Genomic DNA, 21,994 nt, shown 5'->3' with positions numbered 1-21,994 from the left:
GCACCACAACCGGCGGAGCGGGCTCGTCCCGGGCAGTCACGGAAGCCATCGTCTCATCGATCGTCATTACGATCTCTCCCACTTGGTGAGATCCCACCACGGCCCCCACGCGACTCCGTGCGAATGCGGTTCCATGATCGGATTCGCCCCCTTCCAGCCGGTGTCGCGCACCGCGTAGGTGTGGTGCAGGAAGGTCAGCAGCACCGCGAGCGGCTGCTGTTTGTAGACGCTCTGGATCTTCCGGTAGCGGGCATCGTTCTCCGGTCCCGGTGCGCTCGAACGTGATTCGTCCAGGAGCGCGTCGAGTCCGGGCGCGGTGAAGTTTCCGGCGTTGGCGTACGTCGACGACTGTGCGGTGCGGGTATGCAGGGTGTCGTAGACCTGCGAGTCGATACTGTAGGGAGTGTCGCCGCCGCCGAGCAGGATAGCCACCGAGTCGACCTTCGGCCGGATCTCATCCCAGGTGGCCCCACGCGGGGTGACCGCGATGCCGAGTGGTTTCATCGCCGTCGCGAACGCCACCGCCAGATCGCGGCGCACGCTGTCCTCGGCCTTGTACAGCAGCTCGAATGCCGCCTTCTTGCCGTCCTTTTCGCGGACGCCACCGGCGCCGGGACGCCAGCCCGCCTCATCGAGGATCCGCTTGGCCTCGTCGGCGCTGTAGGTGAATTGTGCGGCCGGATCGTAGACGCCGGTGTACACGTCCGAGATCGGGTTGCTCGCAGGTGATCCCGCGCCGCCGAGGACGTCGCGGATCAGTGCATCGCGGTCGACGCCCACGTTCATCGCCAACCGGGCCGCCGGATCGGCGGTGAACGCGTTGCCCGCGGGCAGGGTCACCCCGCGCCAGTCGGCCGACTTGGCTGTCACGATCGAGACACCGTCCCGTTTGCCGATGCTCGCGGCGAGTTTCGGCGGCAGGTTGGCCCCGTCCACCTCACCGGCGACGACGCGCTGGGCGCGGGTGTTGTCGTCTGGGGTGTAGGTGTAAACGACCCGTGTGAGCTGCGGCTTCTCGCCCCAGTAGTCGTCGCGGGCCTCCAGCACCGCCTGATCGGGGTCGAGGGACTTCAGCACGTATGGGCCGGTGCCGACGGGCGCCTTGTTGAGTGTCCAGTTGGCCACCGGGTCGGGCTGCACCTTCTCCGACGGCACGATGCCCAGCAGCAGGTACGGCGACGGGTCGGCATCGGTGGCCATCGTGACCGTCACCGCGGCCGGCCCGTCGGCGGCGATCGAGGCGATCGGGTCGAAGTCGGTGGCGATTTCGCTGGCCACCTTCGGGTCACGCACCGCGTCGTAGGTCGCGACCACATCGGCCGCGTCGAACGTGGAGCCGTCGGAGAACGTCACCCCGCTGCGCAGCGCCACCCGCCAGACACGGGGCGCGGTCCGCTGTGGAGCCGACTCGGCGAGCGCGGGCACCAGGTCGGGCACCCGTGAGTCGTCGTCGGCCGACGGCGCGAGAAGTCCCTGGTAGATCGGCGATACGCCGAGGCTGCCGTAGTAGGTGAGCGGGTTGAAGTCGCCGAGTTCCTGCCCGTCGGCAAGCACGATCTGATCCTTCGCTTCACCCGAATCCGACGACGAGCACCCGACGGCAACCAGCGCCGTCGCCGCAACGAGGACCACGATCGATCTCTTTCGCACACGAACCCCTAAACATGTCGCTATGAACACCTGTCCTACCAGACATATGTCTGCCGTCACATAGGCATGCACAGGACACTATCGACAACCGCCCGAACCGGACACTGACCAGCCGGACAGTCTCAACCTGTTCACCCGGTCCCGCAGGACCGCCACCTCACGCCGCCCACCATCTTGACCCCCGAAGCCGAAGCAACAACAGCACAGCCCACCATCTTGATCCCCGAAACCGAAGCAACTACAGCACAGCCCACCATCTTGATCCCTGAGGCCGAAGCGACGAAGTCGCGAGGGTCACGAAGGGTCCGGCGACATTCCACACCTGACCGGACCACTCCGAACCCCACCCACAGGGCATAATTCGTACCCACAACCCCCGCAACACAGGAGTGCGATGTCCGAGCAAGCGCGCGCCCGTATACCCGACTCCCACATCTCCGCGGGGGTGGAGCCCGAGCAAGCGCGCGCCCGTATACCCGACTCCCACATCACCGCGGGGTCCGAGCCCGAGCAAGCGCGCGCCCGTATCCCCGACTCCGACATCGCGGAGTGGTCGTCCAGGTTCTCCCTGCTCAGCGACACCACGCGGCTACGCCTGCTGGTGGAGATGCACGCCACCCCCGACCAGACCGTCACCCAGCTGGCCGCGGCCGCGCAGATCACCGAGAACGCGGCCTCGCAGTCTTTGCGCGCTCTGCGCGACCAGGGCTGGGTGTCCGCGGACAAGGAGGGCCGCACGGTCCGCTACAGCGTCGTCCACGACGCGATCGTGCACCGCATACTGCACGACATCCTGGGCGTCGAGCATCATCACACGCACTCACACTGAGCCCCGTGACAAAGAACTAGAACACGTTCTAGTCTGTTCGGTGTGGATGTGACATACGAGGGAACCAAACGCGAACTGACCACCGACAAGGGTGTGCTCCGCTATCACGAAGCCGGCGACCCCGACGCCCCGACGCTACTGCTCCTGCACGGCTCCGGCCCGGGCGTGACCGGCTGGCGCAACTACCGCGGCAATCTCGGCTTCTTCGCCCAAACCCACCACTGCTACATCCTGGAGTTCCCCGGCTTCGGCGTCTCCGCCCCGTGGGACGGCATCCCCGTGCTCACCGCCGGCAGCTCGGTCACCCGCTTCATGGACGCCCTCGACATCGAGTCCGCCCCGATGATCGGCAACTCGATGGGTGGCGTCGTCGCCGTCAACCTGGCCATCAAGAAGCCCGAACGCGTATCCAAACTGGTGACGATCGGCGGAGTCGGCCCAAACCTGTTTTCCCCCAGTCCCAGTGAGGGCCTGCGCCTGCTCCAGGAATTCGCCGACGCCCCCGACCGCGACAAACTCATCCGCTGGCTCAACGCCATGGTCTACGACCGCAGCCTCGTCACTGACGAGTTGATAGAAGAACGCTGGGAGGTCGCCCTCAACCCCGACGCCCTGCGCACCGCCCGCGCGATGTACGGCTCGGCATCGTTCGAGATGCAGCAACAATTCCTCGCGACCGCCGACATCCCCCCGTATTGGTCGATGCTGCACAAGATCTCGTGCCCCACCCTGCTCACCTGGGGCCGCGACGACAGAGTCAGCCCCCCCGATATGGCCCTACTCCCCCTACGCCAAATCCCCGAAGCCGAACTCCACATCTTCCCCCGTTGCGGCCACTGGGTAATGATCGAAGCCAAGCAGGCCTTCGAAGCGACGGTAGCCGCCTTCCTCACCCGCTGACCGTTCCCGCGTCGCAGACTTCGTCCCGCCTATGAGATATCGCGACATCCAATAAGCGGGACGAAGTCTGCGACGCGGGAAATCAGGCGCGCGGCGACACGAGCACAACCCGGACGCCGAGCGCTTCGTACGTCGACCTGGCTCTCGCGTCCCGAGTCGCGAGAGCGACACCGTTCTCCCGCGCGGCAAGTGCGACGAGTCCGTCGTAGGTCGCTCCCCCGGCCACACCGGAGCGGGCAAAGAGCCGATGAACGCCGGCGACACCTTCCTTCGATGCCACGACGGTGTCGGCAAAGTTACTGTCCATCAAGGTGACCGCGTCTGCGGGCGCCACCCGCGCATCTCCTGGCAGTCGGGTGAGCACCGCGAACGTCTCCGCGAGCGAATGCCCGGTCAGTCGCAGCGTGCGCCCGTCGGCCCAGGCCACGACGGCGTCATGCTCGGGATGCGAAGCCACGAGCAACGGCACCGCGACGCTGGTATCGACCGCGATCCCATCCGTCATCGACGACCGGAGTCGATCAGCCCGAACATCATCTCGTCGGTGACGACGGTCTCACCGCGCGCCACCAGGCGGCCGCTCGGCTCGGTCTCGAGCCGAGCCGTACGTCCACCCGGCACTATCTGCACCCCGCCGCCATAGGCCGAGATGTCGACCGTCGTTCCCGGCGTGAGCCCAAGCGCATCACGCAGCGCCTTGGGCAGCACAACCCGCCCAACAGAATCTATGGTCGCCTCCACAGGGATCACACTACCAGCGAGTTCCCAGTCCAACCGTTCCCGCGATCTGAACTTCGTCGCGCTTATCGGATATCGCAACATCCGATTCGCGGGACGAAGTTTGCGACGCGGGAAAACTGGATGGGGCGTGGATGGAACCAAACGGGGGGCTGCTGCGTCTGATTGCCATGCGTATGTATCCCACTGACTCGTTTGGGCTTGTCCGGCGCGAAGCGGCGCACCTCGTCGGGATCTGTGATCGTGAGATCGCCTCGGCGATCCGAGACGATCATCTGTTGCGGCTGTACCCCGGAGTGTATGTGCCTCCCAGCGACGACTTCACCGGACGCGAGGGTGCGCAACGACTACACCGGCTGACCGCGATCGCGATCGCGACGTCCACCCGCACCGACGGCCCGATTCTGCCTATCAGTCACGACTCCGCTGCGGCGATGCACGCGGTGCCGCTGCTGAAGCCGAGTATCCGGCAGGTTCATGTGGTCACCGGGCAGTCGTCGGGCGGCGGAATCCGTAGGCATCGGCACCTGCACGCGGCACCGATCGACGACGACGAGATCACCACCGTCGACGGTATCGCCGTGACCTCCCTTGAGCGGACCTCCGTCGACGTCGCGTGTGCCGGAACATTCGCCCAGGCCCTCACCGCCTTCGACCAGACGATCCGGTGTGGTGGTGACGCCGCGTTGATGGCCGAGATCCTCGCGCGACGTCGACGTGTCGGCGGTCGTCGTGCGGCTCGCGCACTGTCGATGGCCGACGGGGCATCCGAGAGCGTCGGCGAGTCGTGGAGCCGGGCACAGATGATCGAGGCCGGGTTGCCGGTACCGCGACTGCAGCACCGATTCATTTGCCGCTCAGGAACATACGCCACCGACTTCGACTGGGACGAGAAGCTGGTCGGCGAGTTCGACGGAAAAGTCAAGTACGGGAGGCTCCTTCGCACCGGCGAGAACGCCACCGATGCCGTCATCCGCGAGAAGGTCCGCGAGGACGAGATTCGCGCCCACGGCCCGATGGTCATCCGCTGGACCTGGTCGACACTGGAATCCGGTTCCGTCCCCACCCTCCTCCACCCCTGGCTCACGAAGTTCGGCCTGATTACTCCCGCGTCGCAATTTTCGTCCCGCTAATTGGTTTTCGCGATATCCGATAAGCGGGACGAAGTTTGCGACGCGGGAACACCATTGCAACGGGTGGCAACTCTGTTGCACCCGCGGTATGGGGCTAGCGGCGGCTTCGACATGACCGGTCAGGCGGGCCTCATCGACGGCGGCATCCTCTTCCGCTGATCTACGCGCGACGCCCCCGACCGGATGGTGTCCGGTCGGGGGCGTCGTCACGTCAGATCAGTGGCGGTTCAGTACTTTTCGCCCTTCGCGGCCTTCTCGACCAGCGAGGCCGGGGGCTCGAAGTGGCTGCCGTACTTGGCTGCCAGGTCGCGGGCGCGGTCGACGAAGCCCTGCAGGCCGCCTTCGTAGCCGTTGATGTACTGGATCACGCCACCGGTCCAGGCCGGGAAGCCGATGCCGAAGATGGAACCGATGTTGGCGTCGGCCACCGAGTTGAGCACACCCTCGTCGAAGCACTTGACGGTTTCGAGGGCCTCGGCGAAGAGCATGCGCTCCTTGAGATCTTCGAGCGGGATCTGCGTGCTGCCCGACTTGAACTGCTCGCGCAGACCCGGCCACAGCAGACCGCGCTTGCCGTCGGCGTAGTCGTAGAAGCCGGCGCCGTCCTTGCGGGACGCGCGACCGTTCTCGACCATCCAGTCGACCACGGCGTACGAGCCGTGCGACGGGACCGGCAGACCCGCAGCCTCGGCGGCGGCGTTGGTCTCGGTGCGGATCTTGTGCATCAGCGTCAGCGTCAGCTCGTCCGAAAGCTGAAGCGGCGGAGCGGGATAGCCCGCCTGCGAACCGGCCTGCTCGATGAACGCCGGCTCGATGCCCTCACCGACAGCCGCGAGAGCCTCGTTGATGAAAGTGCCGATGACGCGGCTGGTGAAGAAGCCACGGCTGTCGTTGACGACGATCGGGGTCTTGCGGATCTGCAGCGTGTAGTCGATGACCTTGGCCAGCACCGCATCCGAGGTCTTCTCACCCTTGATGATCTCCACCAGCGGCATCTTGTCGACGGGCGAGAAGAAGTGGATTCCGATGAAGTCTTCCTGACGCTTCACACCGTTCGCGAGCAGCGTGATGGGCAGCGTGGAGGTGTTGGAGCCCAGGATGGCGTCGGGTTCGACGATGTCCTCGATCTCCTGGAAGACCTTGTTCTTGACCTCGACCGACTCGAACGCGGCCTCGATCACCAGGTCGACGCCCTTGAAGTCCTCGGCCTTGTCGGTCGGGGTGATCCGGGCGAGCAGTTCGTCGCCCTTCTCCTGGCTGAGTTTGCCCTTGGCGACGCCCTTTTCGACGAGCTTGACCGAGTAGCCCTTGCCACGTTCGGCGTTCTCGAGCGAGACATCCTTGAGGACGACCTCGATACCGGCCTGCGCCGAGACGTACGCGATGGCCGCACCCATCATGCCCGCGCCGATGACGCCGACCTTCTTCGCGGTGTACTTGTCGTAGCCGTCGGGCCGCGAGCCGCCGCTGTTGATGTGCTGCAGATCGAAGAAGAACGCCTTGATCATGTTCTGCGCGACCTGACCGGTCACCAGCGAGATGAAGTAGCGGGTCTCGATCTCGTCGGCGGTGGCGACGTCGACGTAGGCGCCTTCAATGGCCGCGGCCATGATCGCCCGGGGGGCGGGCATGTTGGCACCCTTGAGCTGCTTGCGCAGGATCGCCGGGATGGCCGGCAGGTTGGCCGCGAACGCCGGGTTGGTCGGCCCGCCGCCGGGGATCTTGTATCCCTTGACGTTCCAAGGCTGCTGCGCTTCGGGGTTGGCCGCGATCCACGCCTTGGCGGCGGGGATCAGCTCGTCGATCGAGGACACGACCTCGTCGATCAGGCCGATCTCCTTGGCCTTGGCGGGCTTGAACCTGGTGCCCTGCAACAGAACACTCATCAAAGCGTTCTGGATGCCGAGCAGCCGGACGGTGCGCACGACGCCGCCGCCGCCGGGCAGCAGGCCGAGGGTGACCTCGGGCAGACCGATGACATTGCCGCGCACGTCGGCCGCGATGCGGTAGTGCGTGTGCAGCGCGATCTCCAGGCCACCGCCGAGGGCGGCGCCGTTGATGGCGGACACGACCGGCTTGCCGAGGACCTCGACGCGCCGCAGCACCGCCTTCATCTCGTTGGTGGTCGCGGTCATCCGGGCCGCGATCTCCTGCTTGGTCTCGGTCTGCTCGGCGGTCATGTCCTTGAGATCGCCGCCGGCGAAGAACGTCTTCTTGGCCGAGGTGAGCACCACACCAGTGATCTCGTCCTTCTCGGCTTCGAGACGATCGACGGTCGCCTTCATCGAATCGGCGTACAGCGCATTCATGGTGTTGGCGCCCTGGTTGGGGTCGTCCATGGTGAGCACGACGATGCCGTCATCGCCCTTTTCCCACCGGATCATGTTGTCACTCATTGTCTTTCAAGTTTCCTTTACAAACCGCGGGTCAGAGACGCTCGATGATGGTGGCAACGCCCATACCGCCGCCGATACACAGGGTGACCAGGCCGTAGCGGCCGCCGGTGCGCTCGAGCTCGTCGAGGCAGGTACCGAAGATCATCGCGCCGGTCGCGCCGAGCGGGTGACCCATCGCGATGGCGCCGCCGTTGACGTTGACCTTCTCGTGGGGGATGTTGAGGTCCTTCTCCCACTTCATGACCACCGACGCGAACGCCTCGTTGAGCTCGTACACGTCGATGTCGTCGACGGTCAGGTTGGCCTTCTTCAGCGCCAGCTCAGTGGCCGGGGTGGGGCCGGTGAGCATGATGGTGGGCTCGGAACCGACCTCGGCGAAGGTGACGACGCGGCCGCGCGGGGTCAGGCCGTTGCGCTTGCCCGCCTCTTCGCTGCCGAGCAGCACCAGGCCGGCGCCGTCGACGATGCCGGAGCTGTTGCCGCCGGTGTGCACGAAGTTGATCTTCTCGACGTTCGGGTACTTCTGCAGTGCCACGGAGTCGAAGCCGGCCATCGCGGCCAGTCCGGCGAATGCCGGGCGCAGCTTGCCGAGGCTCTCGACGGTGCTGCCGGGGCGGCGGTGCTCGTCATTGTCGAGCAGCACGACACCGTTGAAGTCGCGGACCGGAACCACGGACTTGGTGAAGTAGCCACTGTTCCAGGCCTTTTCGGCGCGAGCCTGGGATTCGGCGGCAAACGCGTCGACGTCCTCGCGGGAGAAGCCCTCCATGGTGGCGATCAGGTCGGCACCGATGCCCTGCGGCACGATGTACTGGTCGTACGCGGTGGTGGGGTCGGTGAACAGCGCGCCGCCGTCGCTGCCCATCGGCACGCGCGACATCGACTCGACACCGCCGGCCAGGACCAGGTCGTCGAAGCCGGAGGCGACCTTGGCGGCGGCGAGGTTGGTGGCCTCCAGGCCGGAGGCGCAGAAGCGGTTGATCTGGGTGCCGGGCACGGTCTCGGGCAGCCCCGACAGCAGCGCCGCGGTGCGGGCGATGACCGCGCCCTGCTCACCGACGGGCGACACGACACCGAGGATGACGTCGTTGACGTCGGCCGGGTCGAGACCACCGTGGCGGGCCAGGACCTCGTTGATCAGGCCGGACGCGAGATCGACGGGCTTGACGCCGTGCAGCGAACCTCCGCGCTGTTTGCCACGGGGCGTACGGATCGCCTCGTAGATGAATGCTTGCTCGGCCACGTTCTGGTTCCTTTCACACGAACAGTGGGTGATAACGAACCCAGACTAACGCCGAATAACTTATTTGGCTATACCCGGTGGTCAACGTCTTCTGATGCCAGGAGTTCTAGGCTATGGTCGGTTCACCATGACCGAGCAGACCACCCCGCGGCGTATCCGGCCGGCAGACCGCAAGAGCCAACTCGCCGCGCTCGCGAGCGCTCTGTTCGCCGCGCACGGATACGCCCACGTCTCCGTCGCCGACATCGCCCGGGCCGCGGGGGTGACGGCGCCGTCGGTGTATCGGCACTTCGCTGACAAGCAGGCCCTGCTGGTGGCAGCGGTGCTCACCGGCGGCGACAGGCTGCAGGCATGCACCGACCGCGTCCTGAGCCGGCCGGAGTGTGCGCTCGACGACCTGGCCGACGAACTCGCCGAACTCGGTGTCGACTACCCGCAGGCGGTGTCGATGTGGCGGGCCAACAGCGCGTTTCTGACCGAGGATCAGAACACCGAGATCCTGCTGCGCACCCGCGAGATCGTCGAACGCTGGGGCGCGGTCATCCGCGCCAACCGGCCGCAGCTGGGTGATCGGGCCGCGGTGCGGGTGGCGTGGGCGGTGCTCAGCGTCGCGGGCAGCCTGACGGTCCACCACACCCGGCTCAGCAACACCCGCGCGAAAGCAGCACTGCACGAACTGATCTCACGAACACTCGTCCTCGACACCGACACCGCGCCACCGTTCACCGCACCCACCCTCCCGCCGTCGGGTGAACGCACCCGGCGCGACGAGATCCTGGACGCCGCGAGCGAACTGTTCGCCGACCGCGGCTACACGGCCGTCGGCATCGACGATATCGGTGCGGCCGTGGGCATCTCGGGCCCCAGCGTGTACAACCATTTCCCCTCCAAGCTCTCGATTCTGGTGTCGATCACCCGGCGCAGCGCCACCACCCTGGAGGCGGGGGTGATCGCCGCGTACGCCCGCACGAGCCGGCCGGGGCCGCTGCTGCGGGGGCTGGTGGATTCGTACGTCGCGGCCATCACCACCTCACCCGACCTGGTCGTCGGTTTCCGCAGCGCACGCATCCTGCCCGCCCAGACCGACACCTCCGAACACCTCGACAGCCAGCGCCGCTACGTGCGGCGATGGATCGATCTGCTCCGCGATGTGCATCCCGGACTGCCTTCCGAGGAGGCCGCGGTGGCCGTACACTCGGCTCTGTCCATCGTGAACGACGCCGTCGGCATGCGCCGCGGAACCGCTCGCGACGAGTTCACCGCTGAGATGGCGTATCTCATGAAGGGGGTTCTGGGTGTCTGAGCAGGGGGTTCGGAGTGCCTGACCATGCCGACTCCCGACTGGCCGCCCGGCGTGTGGCAGATCGCCTCCGGCGCAAGGAGACCGAGCCCGTCGACGATGTCGTCACCGAGCGCATTCTGGTCCCGCCGCCGATGTACAACCCCGACCCCGAGTACACCCGGGAGGAACTGGTCGCCGCGCTGCGGGTGCCGCCCGAGGAGGCGGACCGGATCTGGAACGCCTTCGGGTTCGCCCAGTACGAGACCCCGGACAAGATCTTCTCGCAGGCCGATCTGGATGCGCTCAAGCTGTTCGTCGGCCCCGAATCGTGCCTGTCTCTGCGGTCACAGATCGCCGCCGCGAGGGCGATCGGCCAGATGACCACGCGGCTGGCGGACTGGCAGGCCGAGCAGATCGCCGAGCTCGCCGCCAATCCCGAGTTCACGATGCCGCTCACCGATGCCATCGACGCGCTCGCCCACGTGCAGAACCTCATCTGGCGGCGGCATCTGGATCTGAACCTGCGCCAGGACATCGAGCAGCCCAACGACGAGCAGGTCGACACGGTGGTCGGTTTCGTCGACATCGTCGGATACACCAGCCTGTCGCGGCGGATCGCACTGTACGAGCTCGAGGATCTCCTCGAAGGTTTCGAGGAGAACGCGCACGAGGTGGTGGCCGGGCACGGCGGCAAGGTCATCAAGACCCTCGGCGACGCGGTGATGTTCACGGTGCCCTCCCCCACCGAGGCCGCGCTCATCGGCACCACGCTGCAGGCCCTCGCCGACGACGACATCCTGCCCGCGATCCGGGTGGGCCTGGCCCGCGGCCATATCCTGACCCGCCTCGGCGACGTATTCGGCGAACCGGTCAATATCGCTGCCCGCCTGTGTGGTTCGGCGTATCCGGGCACTGTTCTGGTCGATGAGATCCTCGCCGAGGACCTCAAGAACGACGGCGGCGACGCGTTCCGCATCCGGTCCATCCCGCCGCTCAGCGTCCGTGGCTATCGGCGCCTCAAGGCCTTCAACGTGGAGCCTGCGAAACCCCGCAAGAGCCGCAAACACAAGAACTCCGACGAGGCTGACGACGAATAGTCTTCGGGTACAACATTTTTGCACTCGTCCTGACGCCGGGTCAGGACACCCGGACGCTCCGGCGTCGCCGTCGCGGACCCGATGCGGCCGCGATAACGCGCTCCACACCGGGCCGCATCCACCGATTCAGGTAGTCACGCAGTTCCAGTTCGCCCCTACGTTCTCCGCGTGATCGGGCGATCGCGTCCATGACGTGCAAGGCCCACTCCGCCAGTTCGGAGACGTCGTCGTCACCCAGACCGATTGCGCGCCAATCGACTCCGCAGTTCTCGAGCAGGTTCACCGCGAACGCCACCGAGGTCTCGTCGGTGATCGATCCGGTGAACACACCGGTGATGGTGCCCTCGCCGAGCAGGAAGCCGACCACCCTGTCGTCCCGGATGATCTCGGCGCCGATCACGGCCAGTTCGACGACGACGCCGGCCGGGTCGTCGATCTGGCGGACGTTCAGCAGCATGTCGTACATCCGGCGCCCCGCGTCGATGGCGACCGCGGTCAACAGCGCCTCGGTGCTCGGAAAGTAGCGGTACACGGTCTGCCGGGTGACCGACAGCCGTCGCGCGACCTCACTCAGCGACAGTTGCGGGTGCTCACTGTCGGCTATTGCGGTGCGGCATGCCTCGATGATCCGGGCTCGCGCCTCGTCGTCGTCGGCCGGAAGCTCACCGCCCCATCCAGTCCTGCGCACCGCCGCCCTCTTCCTGTCTAGCCCGGGAAATACCCGGGCCGCCCGTTTCACACCATCTGCACCTTCTCATGATCCGCCCTCCGGGGAGAGTTCGCACGGACCAGAAGTCGCATATTGAACATACAGCACTACTCATGGTTGTATGTTCTACAGATCACACACCATGTGGCATAACTGTATGTTCAGAATTCACGGAGCAGCAAGGAGGTAGGCGATGGCCGGCGCACTCGACGCACCACCGGGCGCTGCCCTCCGTTCGCAACTGCGACGCTCGGCGACCACCGGCCGGCGTCGTATCGCCGCAGGTCTCGATGGTGCGGGCCACTTCTACGCGATGTCCCTGGACACGTTCCGCTACACCTTCTCCCGGCCCGTGCAGGTGCGCGAGTTCATCGACCAGGTGTGGTTCATCGCCCGCGTGTCCACCTTCCCGACGGTGCTGGTGGCGATTCCGTTCACCGTGCTGGTGACCTTCATCCTCAACATCCTGCTGCGCGAGATCGGCGCCGCGGATCTGAGCGGGGCGAGCGCGGCATTCGGCACGATCACGCAGATCGGGCCGATGGTCACGGTGCTGATCGTGGCCGGTGCCGGCGCTACCGCGATCTGCGCCGATCTGGGTTCGCGCACCATCCACGACGAGATCGCCGCCCTGGAGGTGATGGGTGTCGACCCGGTGAAACGTCTTGTGGTGCCACGGGTCTGGGCATCGGCGTTCGTGGCGATCTTGCTCAACGGCCTGGTGTGCACCATCGGCATCGTCGGCGGTTTCGTCTTCTCGGTCCTGTTCCAGGGCGTCAACCCGGGCGCGTTCACCGGCAACCTCACGCTCCTGACGGGGCTGTCGGAGTTGGTGATCGCGGTGGTCAAGGCAGGCCTGTTCGGTCTGCTCGCCGGTTTGGTCGGCTGCTATCGCGGGATCACCGCACGCGGCGGACCGCAGGGCGTGGGCGAGGCCGTCAACGAGACCGTCGTGTACGCGTTCATCGGGCTGTTCGTGGTGAATGTTCTCGTGACCGCGGTCGGCGTGAAGGTGACGGGGGGCTGAGGCATGGCAGTGATCGGATACGACCGTCTCGTCCGCGGGCGGCAGCGCCTGCGGGCCCTGTCCACCGCCGCCGACGAACTCGGCGGCCAGATGAAGTTCTTCGTCGACACCGTCGGTCACACCCCCACCGCCCTGCGCCACTACCGCAAGGACGTTCTGCGGCTGATCGCCGAGATCGGCATGGGCACAGGCGCTCTCGCGGTGATCGGCGGAACCGTGGTGATCGTGGCGTCGCTGACGCTGTTCACCGGCGGCACCATCGCCATTCAGGGCTACAGTTCACTCGGCGACATCGGCATCGAATCGCTCACCGGCTTCCTGGCCGCCTTCATCAATGTGCGCGTGGCCGCGCCGGTGGTCGCCGGGATCGGGTTGTCGGCCACCATCGGTGCGGGGTCCACGGCTCAGCTCGGTGCGATGCGGATCGCCGAGGAGATCGACGCACTCGACTCGATGGGCATCCGGCCGCTGCCCTACCTCGTCAGCACCCGGCTCATCGCCGGCACCCTCGTGATCATCCCGATGTATTCGGCGGCGGTCATCGCCTCCTTCTACTCCTGCCGTTTCGTCACGGTCACGGTGTTCGGCCAGTCCGGCGGGCTCTACGACCACTACTTCCGCACGTTCCTGCAGCCCGGTGATCTGCTCTGGTCGTTCCTTCAGGCGATCCTGATGGGTGCGGCGGTGATGCTCGTGCATACCTACTACGGCTTCACCGCATCCGGCGGGCCCGCGGGGGTGGGTCGTGCGGTGGGCCGTGCGGTGCGTACCTCACTGATCGTGGTCGTCTGTGTCACGCTGCTGATCTCGCTGGCCGTGTACGGTCCCACCGGCAACTTCCATCTCTCCGGGTAGCCATGACGACAACGACGCATCCCAAAGCCTATGCGGCAGCACTGATCCTGATCCTGGTTTCGGTGGTCACCGTGGCACTGCTGTCCTTTCGCGGCGATTTCACCTCCACCGACCGCGTGTCGGTGATGAGCACGCGCAGCGGTCTGCTTCTCGGCGCAGGTGCCAAGGTGAAGTTCCGCGGCCTGGAGATCGGCCGGGTCACCGAGGTCACCCCACAGGACGATCAGGTCCGGCTGACCCTGGCGGTCGATCCGGCACGACTGCGTTCGATCCCCGGAAATGCCCGCGTATCAGTGGTCTCCACAACAGTTTTCGGTGCCAAATACGTCGCCTTCGTCGATCCCCCGACCACCGACGGCACCCACCTGCGGCCCGGCGCCACCATCAACGCCGACGACGTCACCGTCGAGATCAACACCGTCTTCCAGAATCTCACCGGTGTCCTGAAGCAGATCGAACCGGAGAAGCTCAACGAAACCCTGTCGGTACTGTCCACCGCGATCGGCGGCGACCGCGGTAAGCAACTCGGCGACTCCCTCGACATCTACGCCGACCTGGTCGGCCGGCTGCACCGCGATCTGCCCGCCGTCCGCGACGACATCGACGGAATATCCGGGGCGGCAAAGGCTTACGCGCCCGCCACCCCCGCGATCATGGCGACCCTGAGAAACCTCTCGACCACCGCGAAAACTCTGACCGACGAGCAACGCAACTTCGATCTGATGCTCACCAATGTCACCGGCCTGGCGACCACCGGCACCACCGTGGTGAACACGAACGCCCAGGCCGCCTCCCGGGCCCTGGATCTGTTGCGGCCCACCACCGCCCTGTTCCAGACCTACAGCCCCGCATTGAACTGCCTCATCGACGGTATGGACATCCTGTTGCAGAAGGGCCTGCCCTCCCTGGGCGGCGCATCGCCCGGCATCCGGCTCAGTGTGTCTTTCCTGCAAGGGGTTCCGCTGTACGGATACCCGGGGAACCTGCCCAAGGTGAACGCTAAGGGCGGACCGAACTGCATGGGGCTGCCACGGATTCCCGTGGGCACCAAGGCGAAGTACCTCGTCACCGACACCGGCGTTAATCCGTTCCGGGGCGAACCGGCAACATCCCAGTGGCACACCGAGGATCTGATGACCATGCTGCTCGGCCGACCGAAAGGCGTCCGATGAGCCGCGTAGCCGGGCGGCGCAGCCCCGCCGTACCGATCAAAGTGGGCATCTACACGGTGACGATGCTGTTGATCCTGACCGCGCTCATCGTGGTCTTCGGCGACTTCCGCAGCGCCACCACCACCCGCTACACAGCCCTCTTCACCGACTCGTCGGGACTGACCGCGGGACAGAACGTGCGCGCGGCCGGTGTGCGGGTCGGCAAGGTACAGTCGGTGACGCTGCGTCCGGACGCCACGGTGTCGGTCTCCTTCACCGTCGACGACACCCGTCCCCTCGACACCCGCACCGAGGTGGCGATCAAGTACGAAAACCTCACCGGTGACCGCTATCTGGCGCTGTCACCGGGCACGTCCGGACAGACCCGCCCGCTGACGGCGGGTGCGGTCATCCCGGCCGATCGCACCACACCCGCTCTCGACATCAACTCCCTGGTGGGCGGTTTCAAACCACTGTTCGCCTCCGTCGACGCCGACGACATCAACGAGCTGACCTCCTCCCTCGTCGCCGTCCTGCAGGGCCAGGGCTCGACGACGGCGAGCCTGCTCCAGCACCTCGGCTCGCTGACTTCTTCTCTGGCCGAGCAGGATTCGGTGATCGGTGATGTCGTCGACAACTTCAACACCGTGCTGGGCACCGTCGAGACCAACCGCGGCAAGGTGTCGGCGGCGGTCGTCGACCTCGAACAACTCATCCACGAGTTCGCCGCCCGCCCCGACCCGCTCGGCGCCGTCATCGACCGGCTCCGCCAGGCGACCGAGTCGACGACCGACCTGCTCGCCACGGTCCGCCCCGACCTGGCCGCCACGGTGAAGCAGATCGACCGGCTGGCGGGCAATCTGGATGCCGACAAGGACGAACTGGCCAAGGTGATCTCGTCGCTGCCCGCCGCGTACAAGCGGCTGGCGCGCATGGGTGCCTACGGTTCGGTGTTCCAGCTGTACGCGTGCGGTGCGACGCTGCGGCTGAGCGACCCGAACGGTGACAACACCGACATCCCGCTCCTGAATCAGACCGTCGGCAGGTGCGCCCCATGAATGGATACAGCGTGAAAGGATTCAGGGATCTCCCTACCTTCCGCGAGATGCCCCGGCGGCGCATCGCGGCGATCGGAATCGGACTGACCATGGCACTGGTGCTGGCCGGGCTGTTCTACGACAAGATCCCCACCTTCGGCGGTACCGACTCACACCAGGCCTACTTCGCCGAGATCGGCGGTCTGCGGCCGGGCGACAAGGTGCAGATCTCCGGTGTCGACGTCGGTAAGGTCAGCTCAATCAAGCTGGCCGGCAACAAGGTTCGTGTGTCATTCACCGTCGACTCGCCGGTGCCCCTCGGTTCGGGTACCCGTGCCGCGATCGTCACCACCTCGGTGCTCGGCAAACGCGGCCTGCGCCTACAACCCCGCGGTGCCGGCCGGCTGGGTTCGGACCCGATACCGCTCGAACGCACAACCGCTCCCTACTCGCTGACCGACGCACTCGATGACGCCGGCTCCACACTGGGCAAGGCTGACGCCGCCGACATCGACGGGGCACTACGCAGCCTCAACGACGTACTCGATGAGGCCGCACCGGAATTGGGCCCGGCACTGCGCGGCGTCGGGGATCTGTCGAAGACGATCGGCGATCGCGACAAGCAACTGCGCACGCTCCTGACGCGCAGCCGCGGCGTCACCTCGATCCTGTCCGACCGGAGCAAACAGCTCAATCAGCTCCTGCTCGACGGCGCGTACCTGATGCGCGAGCTGGCCGGCCGGCGTGACGAACTGACCCGGCTGATCATCGGCGTTCGTTCACTGGCGCAACAGATCTCGGCGACTATCCGTGGGAACAAGGCCCAGATCACCCCGGCACTGACGAAACTCCAATCGGTTCTCACAGTGCTGGAAGATCAGAAAACCGCTATCTCCCAAGCCATTCCGGGACTGCGGAACTTCTCGATGTCGCTCGGCGAATCGGTGGCCACCGGACCGTTCTTCACCGCGTTCACCGCCAACCTGGTGCCGGTGATCTACTTCCAGCCGCTCGTCGACGCCCTGGTGGCCGACGCCGATCGCAAGGGTGGGCGATGACCGTGTTCTCACGTAAACGCATGACCCTCGCAGCTGCCGTCTGCGCCGTCGTTCTCGTCGCGGTCGCAGCGGTCTGGTGGATCACGGGTACACGCGGCCCCGGTGACTACCGGATCACCGCACACGTCGAATCCTCCACCGGCATCTACGCCGGTGACGAGGTGACCGTCCTCGGTGTCCCGGTCGGCACCATCGAACGCATCGAGCCGCGTGCTCTCGACGTCGCGGTGATCCTGCGCGTCGACGGCGACGTCGACCTGCCCCAGGACGTCGGTGCGGCAGTCGTCGCCCAGAGCCTCGTCGCCGGACGCACCCTCGCGCTGACCCCCGCCTACACATCCGGCCCGAAGCTGGCGCGCAACGCGTCGATCCCCTTGTCCCGCACTACCGTTCCGATGGAGTGGGACGACATCAAGAACGCCCTGTCCGACGTCACCAAGGCAATCGGTCCACAAGGTGACGGAGATCCAGGTTCGGCCGCGACGATCGTCTCGACCGGCGCCGACACCCTCGCACCGCACGCGCAGACCATCAACGACACGATCGGCCTGCTGTCGGAGGCCATGTCGACCATCTCCGACGGCCGCGCCGACCTGTTCGCGGTGGTGCGCAACCTGCAGGTGTTCGTCACCGCGATGCGCGGCAGCAACGAGCAGGTCGCCGATCTGCACCGCGATCTCGCGACCGTCACCTCGGTCCTCGGTGACAACCGCCGCACCATGGGCGAGGCGATCGCCGCCGTCGACGATGTGCTCGGCGAGGTCACCGAGTTCGTCAACACCAACGGCGACAAGCTCACCGGTAACGTCGAGTCGCTGACCGCGCTGTCGCAGGTGCTCGCCGATCAGCGCGTCAACATCGAGGGCATCCTGCATCAGGCGCCCACCCAGGTGGTGAACTTCTACAACATCTATAAGCCCGCGCTCGGGGTGATGACCGGCGTGTTCGCCGCACCCAACTTCGAGAACCCGATCCACGCCGTGTGCGGCGGTCTGGCGTCGGTGGGGCAACCGAACAGCCGCCGCGCCGCCGACCTGTGTGTGCAGTATTTCGGTACGTACCTGCGGACCCTGACCACCACCTACCCCAACATCATGACCAGCCCGTCGCGGTCGAGCTTCTCCGATCCCGGCCAGCTCATCGAGAGCGTTCCCGGAGTGACCTCGTCGGTGCCGGGTATCAGCGGCCCGCCGCCGGCCCGCAACAAGGTGCCCAAGACGCTGGCGTCGCTGCTGCTCGGGGAGGGATCCCGATGAAGCGCCGGATGAACTATCTGATCTCGCTGGTCATCGCCGTGATCACGGTGTCCTCATGCGGCTGGCAGGGTATCGAGTCGGTGCGGATGCCCGGCGGCGCCGGCCGTGGCGACGGCGCGTTCAGTGTCGTCATCGAGATGCCCGACGCCACCACCATCTCCGTCAATTCGCCCGTACTGGTCAACGACATCGAGGTAGGCCGGATCACCGCGATCTCGTTGCAGGACTGGCACGCCCGCGTCCGCATCAGTCTCGACGGCGACGTCGACCTGCCGAAGAACGCAACCGCCACCATCGGCCAGACCAGTCTGCTGGGTTCCCAGCATATTTCGCTGTCACCACCGGACAAGGCCGCCGATACCGGCCGGCTCGCCGACGGAGACGTGATCCCGCTGGAACGTGCGTCGGAGTATCCGACCACCGAACAGACCCTGTCGGCGCTCTCGCTCATCGTCAACGGCGGCGGCCTGGCGCAGGTGGGCGATATCGTTCACGGCGCCAACGACATTCTGGGCGGACGCACCGACAAGCTACGCACCCTCCTCAAGCAGCTCACCTCCCTGACGGCCACCATCGACCGACGCCGCACCGCCATCACCACCGCATTGTCGGGCCTCGACCGGATCGCGGGCACGATGGCCGCCGAGAACCAGACCCTCGACACGGCGATCAACCGGATCACCCCGGCCGTCAAAGAACTCTCGGAGCGCCGCGGAACTCTCGACGACGCGCTCACCGCCCTCGACGAATTCGGCACGGCCGCTAACAATCTCATCACCCGCAGCGCCGACGACCTCGAAGCCAACGTCGCCTCGCTGCATCCGACGCTCAAGGCGCTCGCCGACACCGGCAAGTCGCTGACCAACTCCCTGGATTTCATGTTCACCCTGCCGTTCCCGATCAGCAGACTCGACCGGGTGGTGCGCGGTGACTTCGCCAACCTGTATGCGCTGCTGGACTTCTCGGTCCCCCGGGTGCGCTCGGACCTGCTGCGCGGAACGCCGCTGGGCCGCACGATGGCCGGGCCCACCGGCGCACTCGGACGTAACGCGGGCACCGCCGCCGACCGGTCCGATCCGCGGACCCGCCCGATCCAGTCCACGAAGAAGGCGCGGGGAGGCCGCTGATGCGCACCAAGATTCGCGTACAACTGGCGCTGCTGACCATTCTCGCGGTGGTGTCGGTATCGGTGATGGCGTTCGGCTATCTGCGGGTGCAGGATTCGTTCGGCTTCAACAAGATGACCGTCTCGGCCGAACTTCCCGAGGCCGCGGGCCTGTACAACCGGGCCAATGTCACTCTGCGCGGGCATACCATCGGGCACGTCGACCGCCTCGACCTGAGCACCACCGGTGTCGTGGCCGTGATGCGGATCGACAAGCGCCGCATCCCCCGCACCGGTCTGCGCGTCGACGTGCATTCGATGTCGGCGGTCGGTGAGCAGTACATCGATCTGGTGCCGACGACGGCGTCGGGTCCGACCCTATCCGACGGCGATGTGCTGCCCCAGTCGGCGGCGACGATCCCCGCGCAGGTCGGTCCGCTGCTCGACCAGGCCAACGCGCTCCTCGCCGAAATCCCGCAGGGCCGCCTGCGGACGATGATCGACGCGATGTTCACCGCGTTCGACGGGACCGGGCTGGATCTGGTGAGCGTGGTCGATTCGACCCGGGCAATCGCCGATGAGGTGGCCAAGAATCCGGACGGAATAGAGGCACTCGTCGAGCAACTGGGCCCGTTCCTGAAACCGCACGCCGAGTCCGCCGACGAGATCACCGCCTGGGCATCGCAATTATCTTCGGCCACAGCCGAACTCCGCGACAAGGACGACGCGGTACGCCGCATCATCGCCAACAGCCCCCGAACCGCGCAAACCGCACAGCAACTCCTGGAGAAGATCTCCCCCACCGTCCCGATCCTGCTCACCAACCTGGTGAGCCTGGGCCAGGTGGCGCTGACCTACAACGCGGGGATGGAGCAGATCCTGGTACTGATGCCGGGCATCATCGCGGCGATGCAGACCATGGTCAATCAGGGCGCCAAGGACCAGTCGGCGACGGCCTCGTTCCACACCATGTCGCTGCCAATCTGCACCACCGGCTACATCTCGGCCGCCGATCGCCGCACCGCCGCCGACACCGATGTGATCCCCACCCCTGACGGCCAATTCTGTTCAGTGCCACATAGTTCCCCGGTCGCCGTGCGTGGTGCCCGCAATCTGCCCTGCATGGAGGTGCCGGGTAAACGTGCCCCCACACCCGAGGTGTGCCAGGGCGGTGCGTACGTGCCCAAGGGGCCGCTGCCGTCGAGCATCGACGGCTCCGGGCAGCCCGACAAACAGGGCCTGGCCGGTGCGCTGCTCCCGGCGAGCTACGACCCGAAATCCGGTGCGTACGTGGCCCCCGACGGCAGCATCCACAAACAACTGACCATCACCCCCGCGACCTACAAGGGAGGAGCGTCATGGGAAACACTGATGCTCGAGCCGGTACGCTGACCCGGGCGATCACCGCGATTATCGTGCTCGCCGCGGTGGCATCGGCCGCCTTCGGCGGTTACCAGCTATGGCAGAACCACCGGCTCGATGCCCGCGACGCACTACGCGCGGAATACATCGACACCGCGAAAGACGGTGTGCTGCGGCTGACCACGATCAGCTCGTCGTCGGCCGATGCCGACGTCAAGAAGCTGCTCGCCATCACCAGCGGCGACTTCCGCACCCAATTCGGTTCTCGGACACAGTCATACAGCAAAGTGGTCAAAGAGGCCGAGGTGACCTCCAAGGGCACCATCGTCTCGGTGGGTGTCGAACGATTCGACGACCAGAGCGCAACACTGTTGGTGGCCGCACATTCGGAGATCACCAACAAGGGCACCTCCGATCCCGAATCCCGCGACTACCGGTTCCGAGTCGTGGTGACCAACGGTGACCCGCAAACGATCTCGAAGGTGGACTTCGTACTGTGACCACCATCAAACTCGGTCGCCTGGGCCAGATCACCCTCAGCGGCCCCGATAAGCCGAACACCACGGAATCGGAATCGGAAACAGACGCACCGGTGTCGGTAACGAAGGTTCCGGCTGCGCCCCTCGCCGAGGTATCCGATTCCGACGACAAGCCCGCACCACGCCGATGGCCACGGCTGGCCGCAGTGGCTGTCGCCGGGATCGTCGCGGCCGCAATGGCCGTCACAGGCATCATCCTCGCAATCGACAACCGGCACCGCGAGGACGTGCACGACGCGAGCGGCCCGCTCAAGAGCACCGTCGCCGCGACCGTGGTGTCGATGCTCTCGTACGACCACAAGTCGGTCGCCGACGACCTCGCCAAGGCAGACCCCGGGCTGACACCCGAATTCCGCAAGGAATACACCTCTCTCACCAAGGAGACCATCGTCTCGGCGGCCAAGGAGAAGCGGGTAATTACCAAGGTGACGGTCGTCGGCAATTCGATCATCAAGCAGAGCGCGAACAAGGCGGAACTGCTGCTGTTCCTCAACCAGGTGACCACCACCGCGGAGAACTCCGATCCCACGACCACCGGCAGCCGGGTCGAGGTGGTCGCCGTGCGGTCGGACGGCAGGTGGCTGGTCGATTCGCTGCGCCCGGTCTGATCAACCGCCACAGGTCCGT

At 66.1% G+C, this 21,994-nt stretch carries 21 protein-coding genes; 15 read left to right on the top strand and 6 right to left on the bottom strand.

What is annotated here, in order from left to right; translation table 11 throughout:
- Positions 1–66 precede the first annotated feature (66 nt).
- Entirely contained in the window at positions 67–1,650 is a 1,584-nt protein-coding gene (locus KDB67_RS18085; RefSeq protein ID WP_291018575.1) for an ABC transporter substrate-binding protein, read from the bottom strand.
- Between the two features lie 526 nt (positions 1,651–2,176).
- Between KDB67_RS18085 and KDB67_RS18080 the strand changes: the two genes are divergently transcribed.
- Entirely contained in the window at positions 2,177–2,479 is a 303-nt protein-coding gene (locus tag KDB67_RS18080; RefSeq protein ID WP_291018618.1) for a metalloregulator ArsR/SmtB family transcription factor, read from the top strand.
- Between the two features lie 42 nt (positions 2,480–2,521).
- Entirely contained in the window at positions 2,522–3,379 is an 858-nt protein-coding gene (locus tag KDB67_RS18075) for an alpha/beta fold hydrolase (RefSeq protein WP_291018572.1), read from the top strand.
- Positions 3,380–3,461: 82 nt separating this feature from the next.
- Here KDB67_RS18075 and KDB67_RS18070 read toward each other — a convergent pair whose 3' ends face one another.
- Complete coding sequence (locus KDB67_RS18070) at positions 3,462–3,884, bottom strand: PIN domain-containing protein (protein WP_291018570.1); 423 nt, start codon at positions 3,882–3,884, stop codon at positions 3,462–3,464.
- Positions 3,881–4,120 (bottom strand): AbrB/MazE/SpoVT family DNA-binding domain-containing protein, encoded by a 240-nt coding sequence (locus KDB67_RS18065; protein WP_291018567.1) that lies wholly within the window; start codon positions 4,118–4,120, stop codon positions 3,881–3,883. The genes KDB67_RS18070 and KDB67_RS18065 overlap by 4 nt, the downstream gene beginning before the upstream one ends.
- A 167-nt stretch (positions 4,121–4,287) precedes the next feature.
- Between KDB67_RS18065 and KDB67_RS18060 the strand changes: the two genes are divergently transcribed.
- Positions 4,288–5,250 carry a hypothetical protein gene (locus KDB67_RS18060; protein ID WP_291018565.1) on the top strand — a complete coding sequence of 321 codons (963 nt, stop codon included), beginning with the start codon at positions 4,288–4,290 and terminating at the stop codon, positions 5,248–5,250.
- Between the two features lie 227 nt (positions 5,251–5,477).
- On the opposite strand, the gene KDB67_RS18055 is transcribed toward KDB67_RS18060, so the two are convergent.
- Positions 5,478–7,646, bottom strand: a complete 2,169-nt coding sequence (locus tag KDB67_RS18055) for a 3-hydroxyacyl-CoA dehydrogenase NAD-binding domain-containing protein (protein ID WP_291018563.1) — start codon at positions 7,644–7,646, stop codon at positions 5,478–5,480.
- 31 nt (positions 7,647–7,677) lie between these two features.
- Positions 7,678–8,889, bottom strand: coding sequence for an acetyl-CoA C-acetyltransferase (locus KDB67_RS18050; RefSeq protein ID WP_291018561.1), 1,212 nt, complete (start codon positions 8,887–8,889; stop codon positions 7,678–7,680).
- Between the two features lie 127 nt (positions 8,890–9,016).
- On the opposite strand from KDB67_RS18050, the gene KDB67_RS18045 reads away from it, so the two are divergent.
- Together KDB67_RS18045 and KDB67_RS18040 are read left to right on the top strand one after the other, a co-directional pair.
- Complete coding sequence (locus tag KDB67_RS18045) at positions 9,017–10,192, top strand: TetR/AcrR family transcriptional regulator (RefSeq protein WP_291018559.1); 1,176 nt, start codon at positions 9,017–9,019, stop codon at positions 10,190–10,192.
- 14 nt (positions 10,193–10,206) lie between these two features.
- A complete protein-coding gene (locus KDB67_RS18040; RefSeq protein ID WP_291018557.1) occupies positions 10,207–11,268 on the top strand; it encodes an adenylate/guanylate cyclase domain-containing protein in 1,062 nt (353 codons plus the stop codon).
- A 40-nt stretch (positions 11,269–11,308) separates the two neighbouring features.
- On the opposite strand, the gene KDB67_RS18035 is transcribed toward KDB67_RS18040, so the two are convergent.
- Positions 11,309–11,956, bottom strand: a complete 648-nt coding sequence (locus KDB67_RS18035) for a TetR/AcrR family transcriptional regulator (RefSeq protein ID WP_291018555.1) — start codon at positions 11,954–11,956, stop codon at positions 11,309–11,311.
- Positions 11,957–12,290: 334 nt separating this feature from the next.
- Here KDB67_RS18035 and KDB67_RS18030 point away from each other — a divergent pair, with 334 nt between their 5' ends.
- Genes KDB67_RS18030 through KDB67_RS17985 form a run of 10 tightly spaced genes read left to right on the top strand, consistent with a single transcriptional unit; the run spans position 12,291 to position 21,975 of the window.
- On the top strand, positions 12,291–13,004 hold the full coding sequence (locus tag KDB67_RS18030; RefSeq protein ID WP_291018613.1) for an ABC transporter permease: 714 nt from the start codon (positions 12,291–12,293) through the stop codon (positions 13,002–13,004).
- Positions 13,005–13,007: 3 nt separating this feature from the next.
- Entirely contained in the window at positions 13,008–13,859 is an 852-nt protein-coding gene (locus KDB67_RS18025) for an ABC transporter permease (protein WP_291018553.1), read from the top strand.
- Positions 13,860–13,861: 2 nt separating this feature from the next.
- The gene (locus tag KDB67_RS18020) at positions 13,862–15,031 is read left to right on the top strand and encodes an MCE family protein (RefSeq protein WP_291018550.1); all 1,170 of its coding nucleotides are present in this window, start codon (positions 13,862–13,864) and stop codon (positions 15,029–15,031) included.
- On the top strand, positions 15,028–16,068 hold the full coding sequence (locus KDB67_RS18015; RefSeq protein WP_291018548.1) for an MCE family protein: 1,041 nt from the start codon (positions 15,028–15,030) through the stop codon (positions 16,066–16,068). The genes KDB67_RS18020 and KDB67_RS18015 overlap by 4 nt, the downstream gene beginning before the upstream one ends.
- Before the next feature lie 47 nt (positions 16,069–16,115).
- The gene (locus tag KDB67_RS18010) at positions 16,116–17,105 is read left to right on the top strand and encodes an MCE family protein (protein WP_291018546.1); all 990 of its coding nucleotides are present in this window, start codon (positions 16,116–16,118) and stop codon (positions 17,103–17,105) included.
- Complete coding sequence (locus KDB67_RS18005; RefSeq protein ID WP_291018543.1) at positions 17,102–18,361, top strand: MCE family protein; 1,260 nt, start codon at positions 17,102–17,104, stop codon at positions 18,359–18,361. Before KDB67_RS18010 ends, KDB67_RS18005 begins: the two co-directional genes overlap by 4 nt.
- Positions 18,358–19,488: an MCE family protein gene (locus KDB67_RS18000; protein ID WP_291018539.1), complete on the top strand. Its 1,131-nt coding sequence runs from the start codon at positions 18,358–18,360 to the stop codon at positions 19,486–19,488. Before KDB67_RS18005 ends, KDB67_RS18000 begins: the two co-directional genes overlap by 4 nt.
- Positions 19,488–20,858 carry an MlaD family protein gene (locus KDB67_RS17995; protein WP_291018537.1) on the top strand — a complete coding sequence of 457 codons (1,371 nt, stop codon included), beginning with the start codon at positions 19,488–19,490 and terminating at the stop codon, positions 20,856–20,858. The genes KDB67_RS18000 and KDB67_RS17995 overlap by 1 nt, the downstream gene beginning before the upstream one ends.
- The gene (locus KDB67_RS17990) at positions 20,825–21,328 is read left to right on the top strand and encodes a hypothetical protein (protein WP_291018535.1); all 504 of its coding nucleotides are present in this window, start codon (positions 20,825–20,827) and stop codon (positions 21,326–21,328) included. Before KDB67_RS17995 ends, KDB67_RS17990 begins: the two co-directional genes overlap by 34 nt.
- Entirely contained in the window at positions 21,325–21,975 is a 651-nt protein-coding gene (locus KDB67_RS17985; protein WP_291018533.1) for a hypothetical protein, read from the top strand. Before KDB67_RS17990 ends, KDB67_RS17985 begins: the two co-directional genes overlap by 4 nt.
- Positions 21,976–21,994 lie beyond the last annotated feature (19 nt).

This window comes from Gordonia sp. (in: high G+C Gram-positive bacteria) (assembly GCF_020438995.1).
GTDB lineage: Bacteria > Actinomycetota > Actinomycetes > Mycobacteriales > Mycobacteriaceae > Gordonia.
The sequence above is the reverse complement of the archived record's forward strand: the minus strand, read 5'-3'. Positions and strand labels throughout refer to the sequence as shown.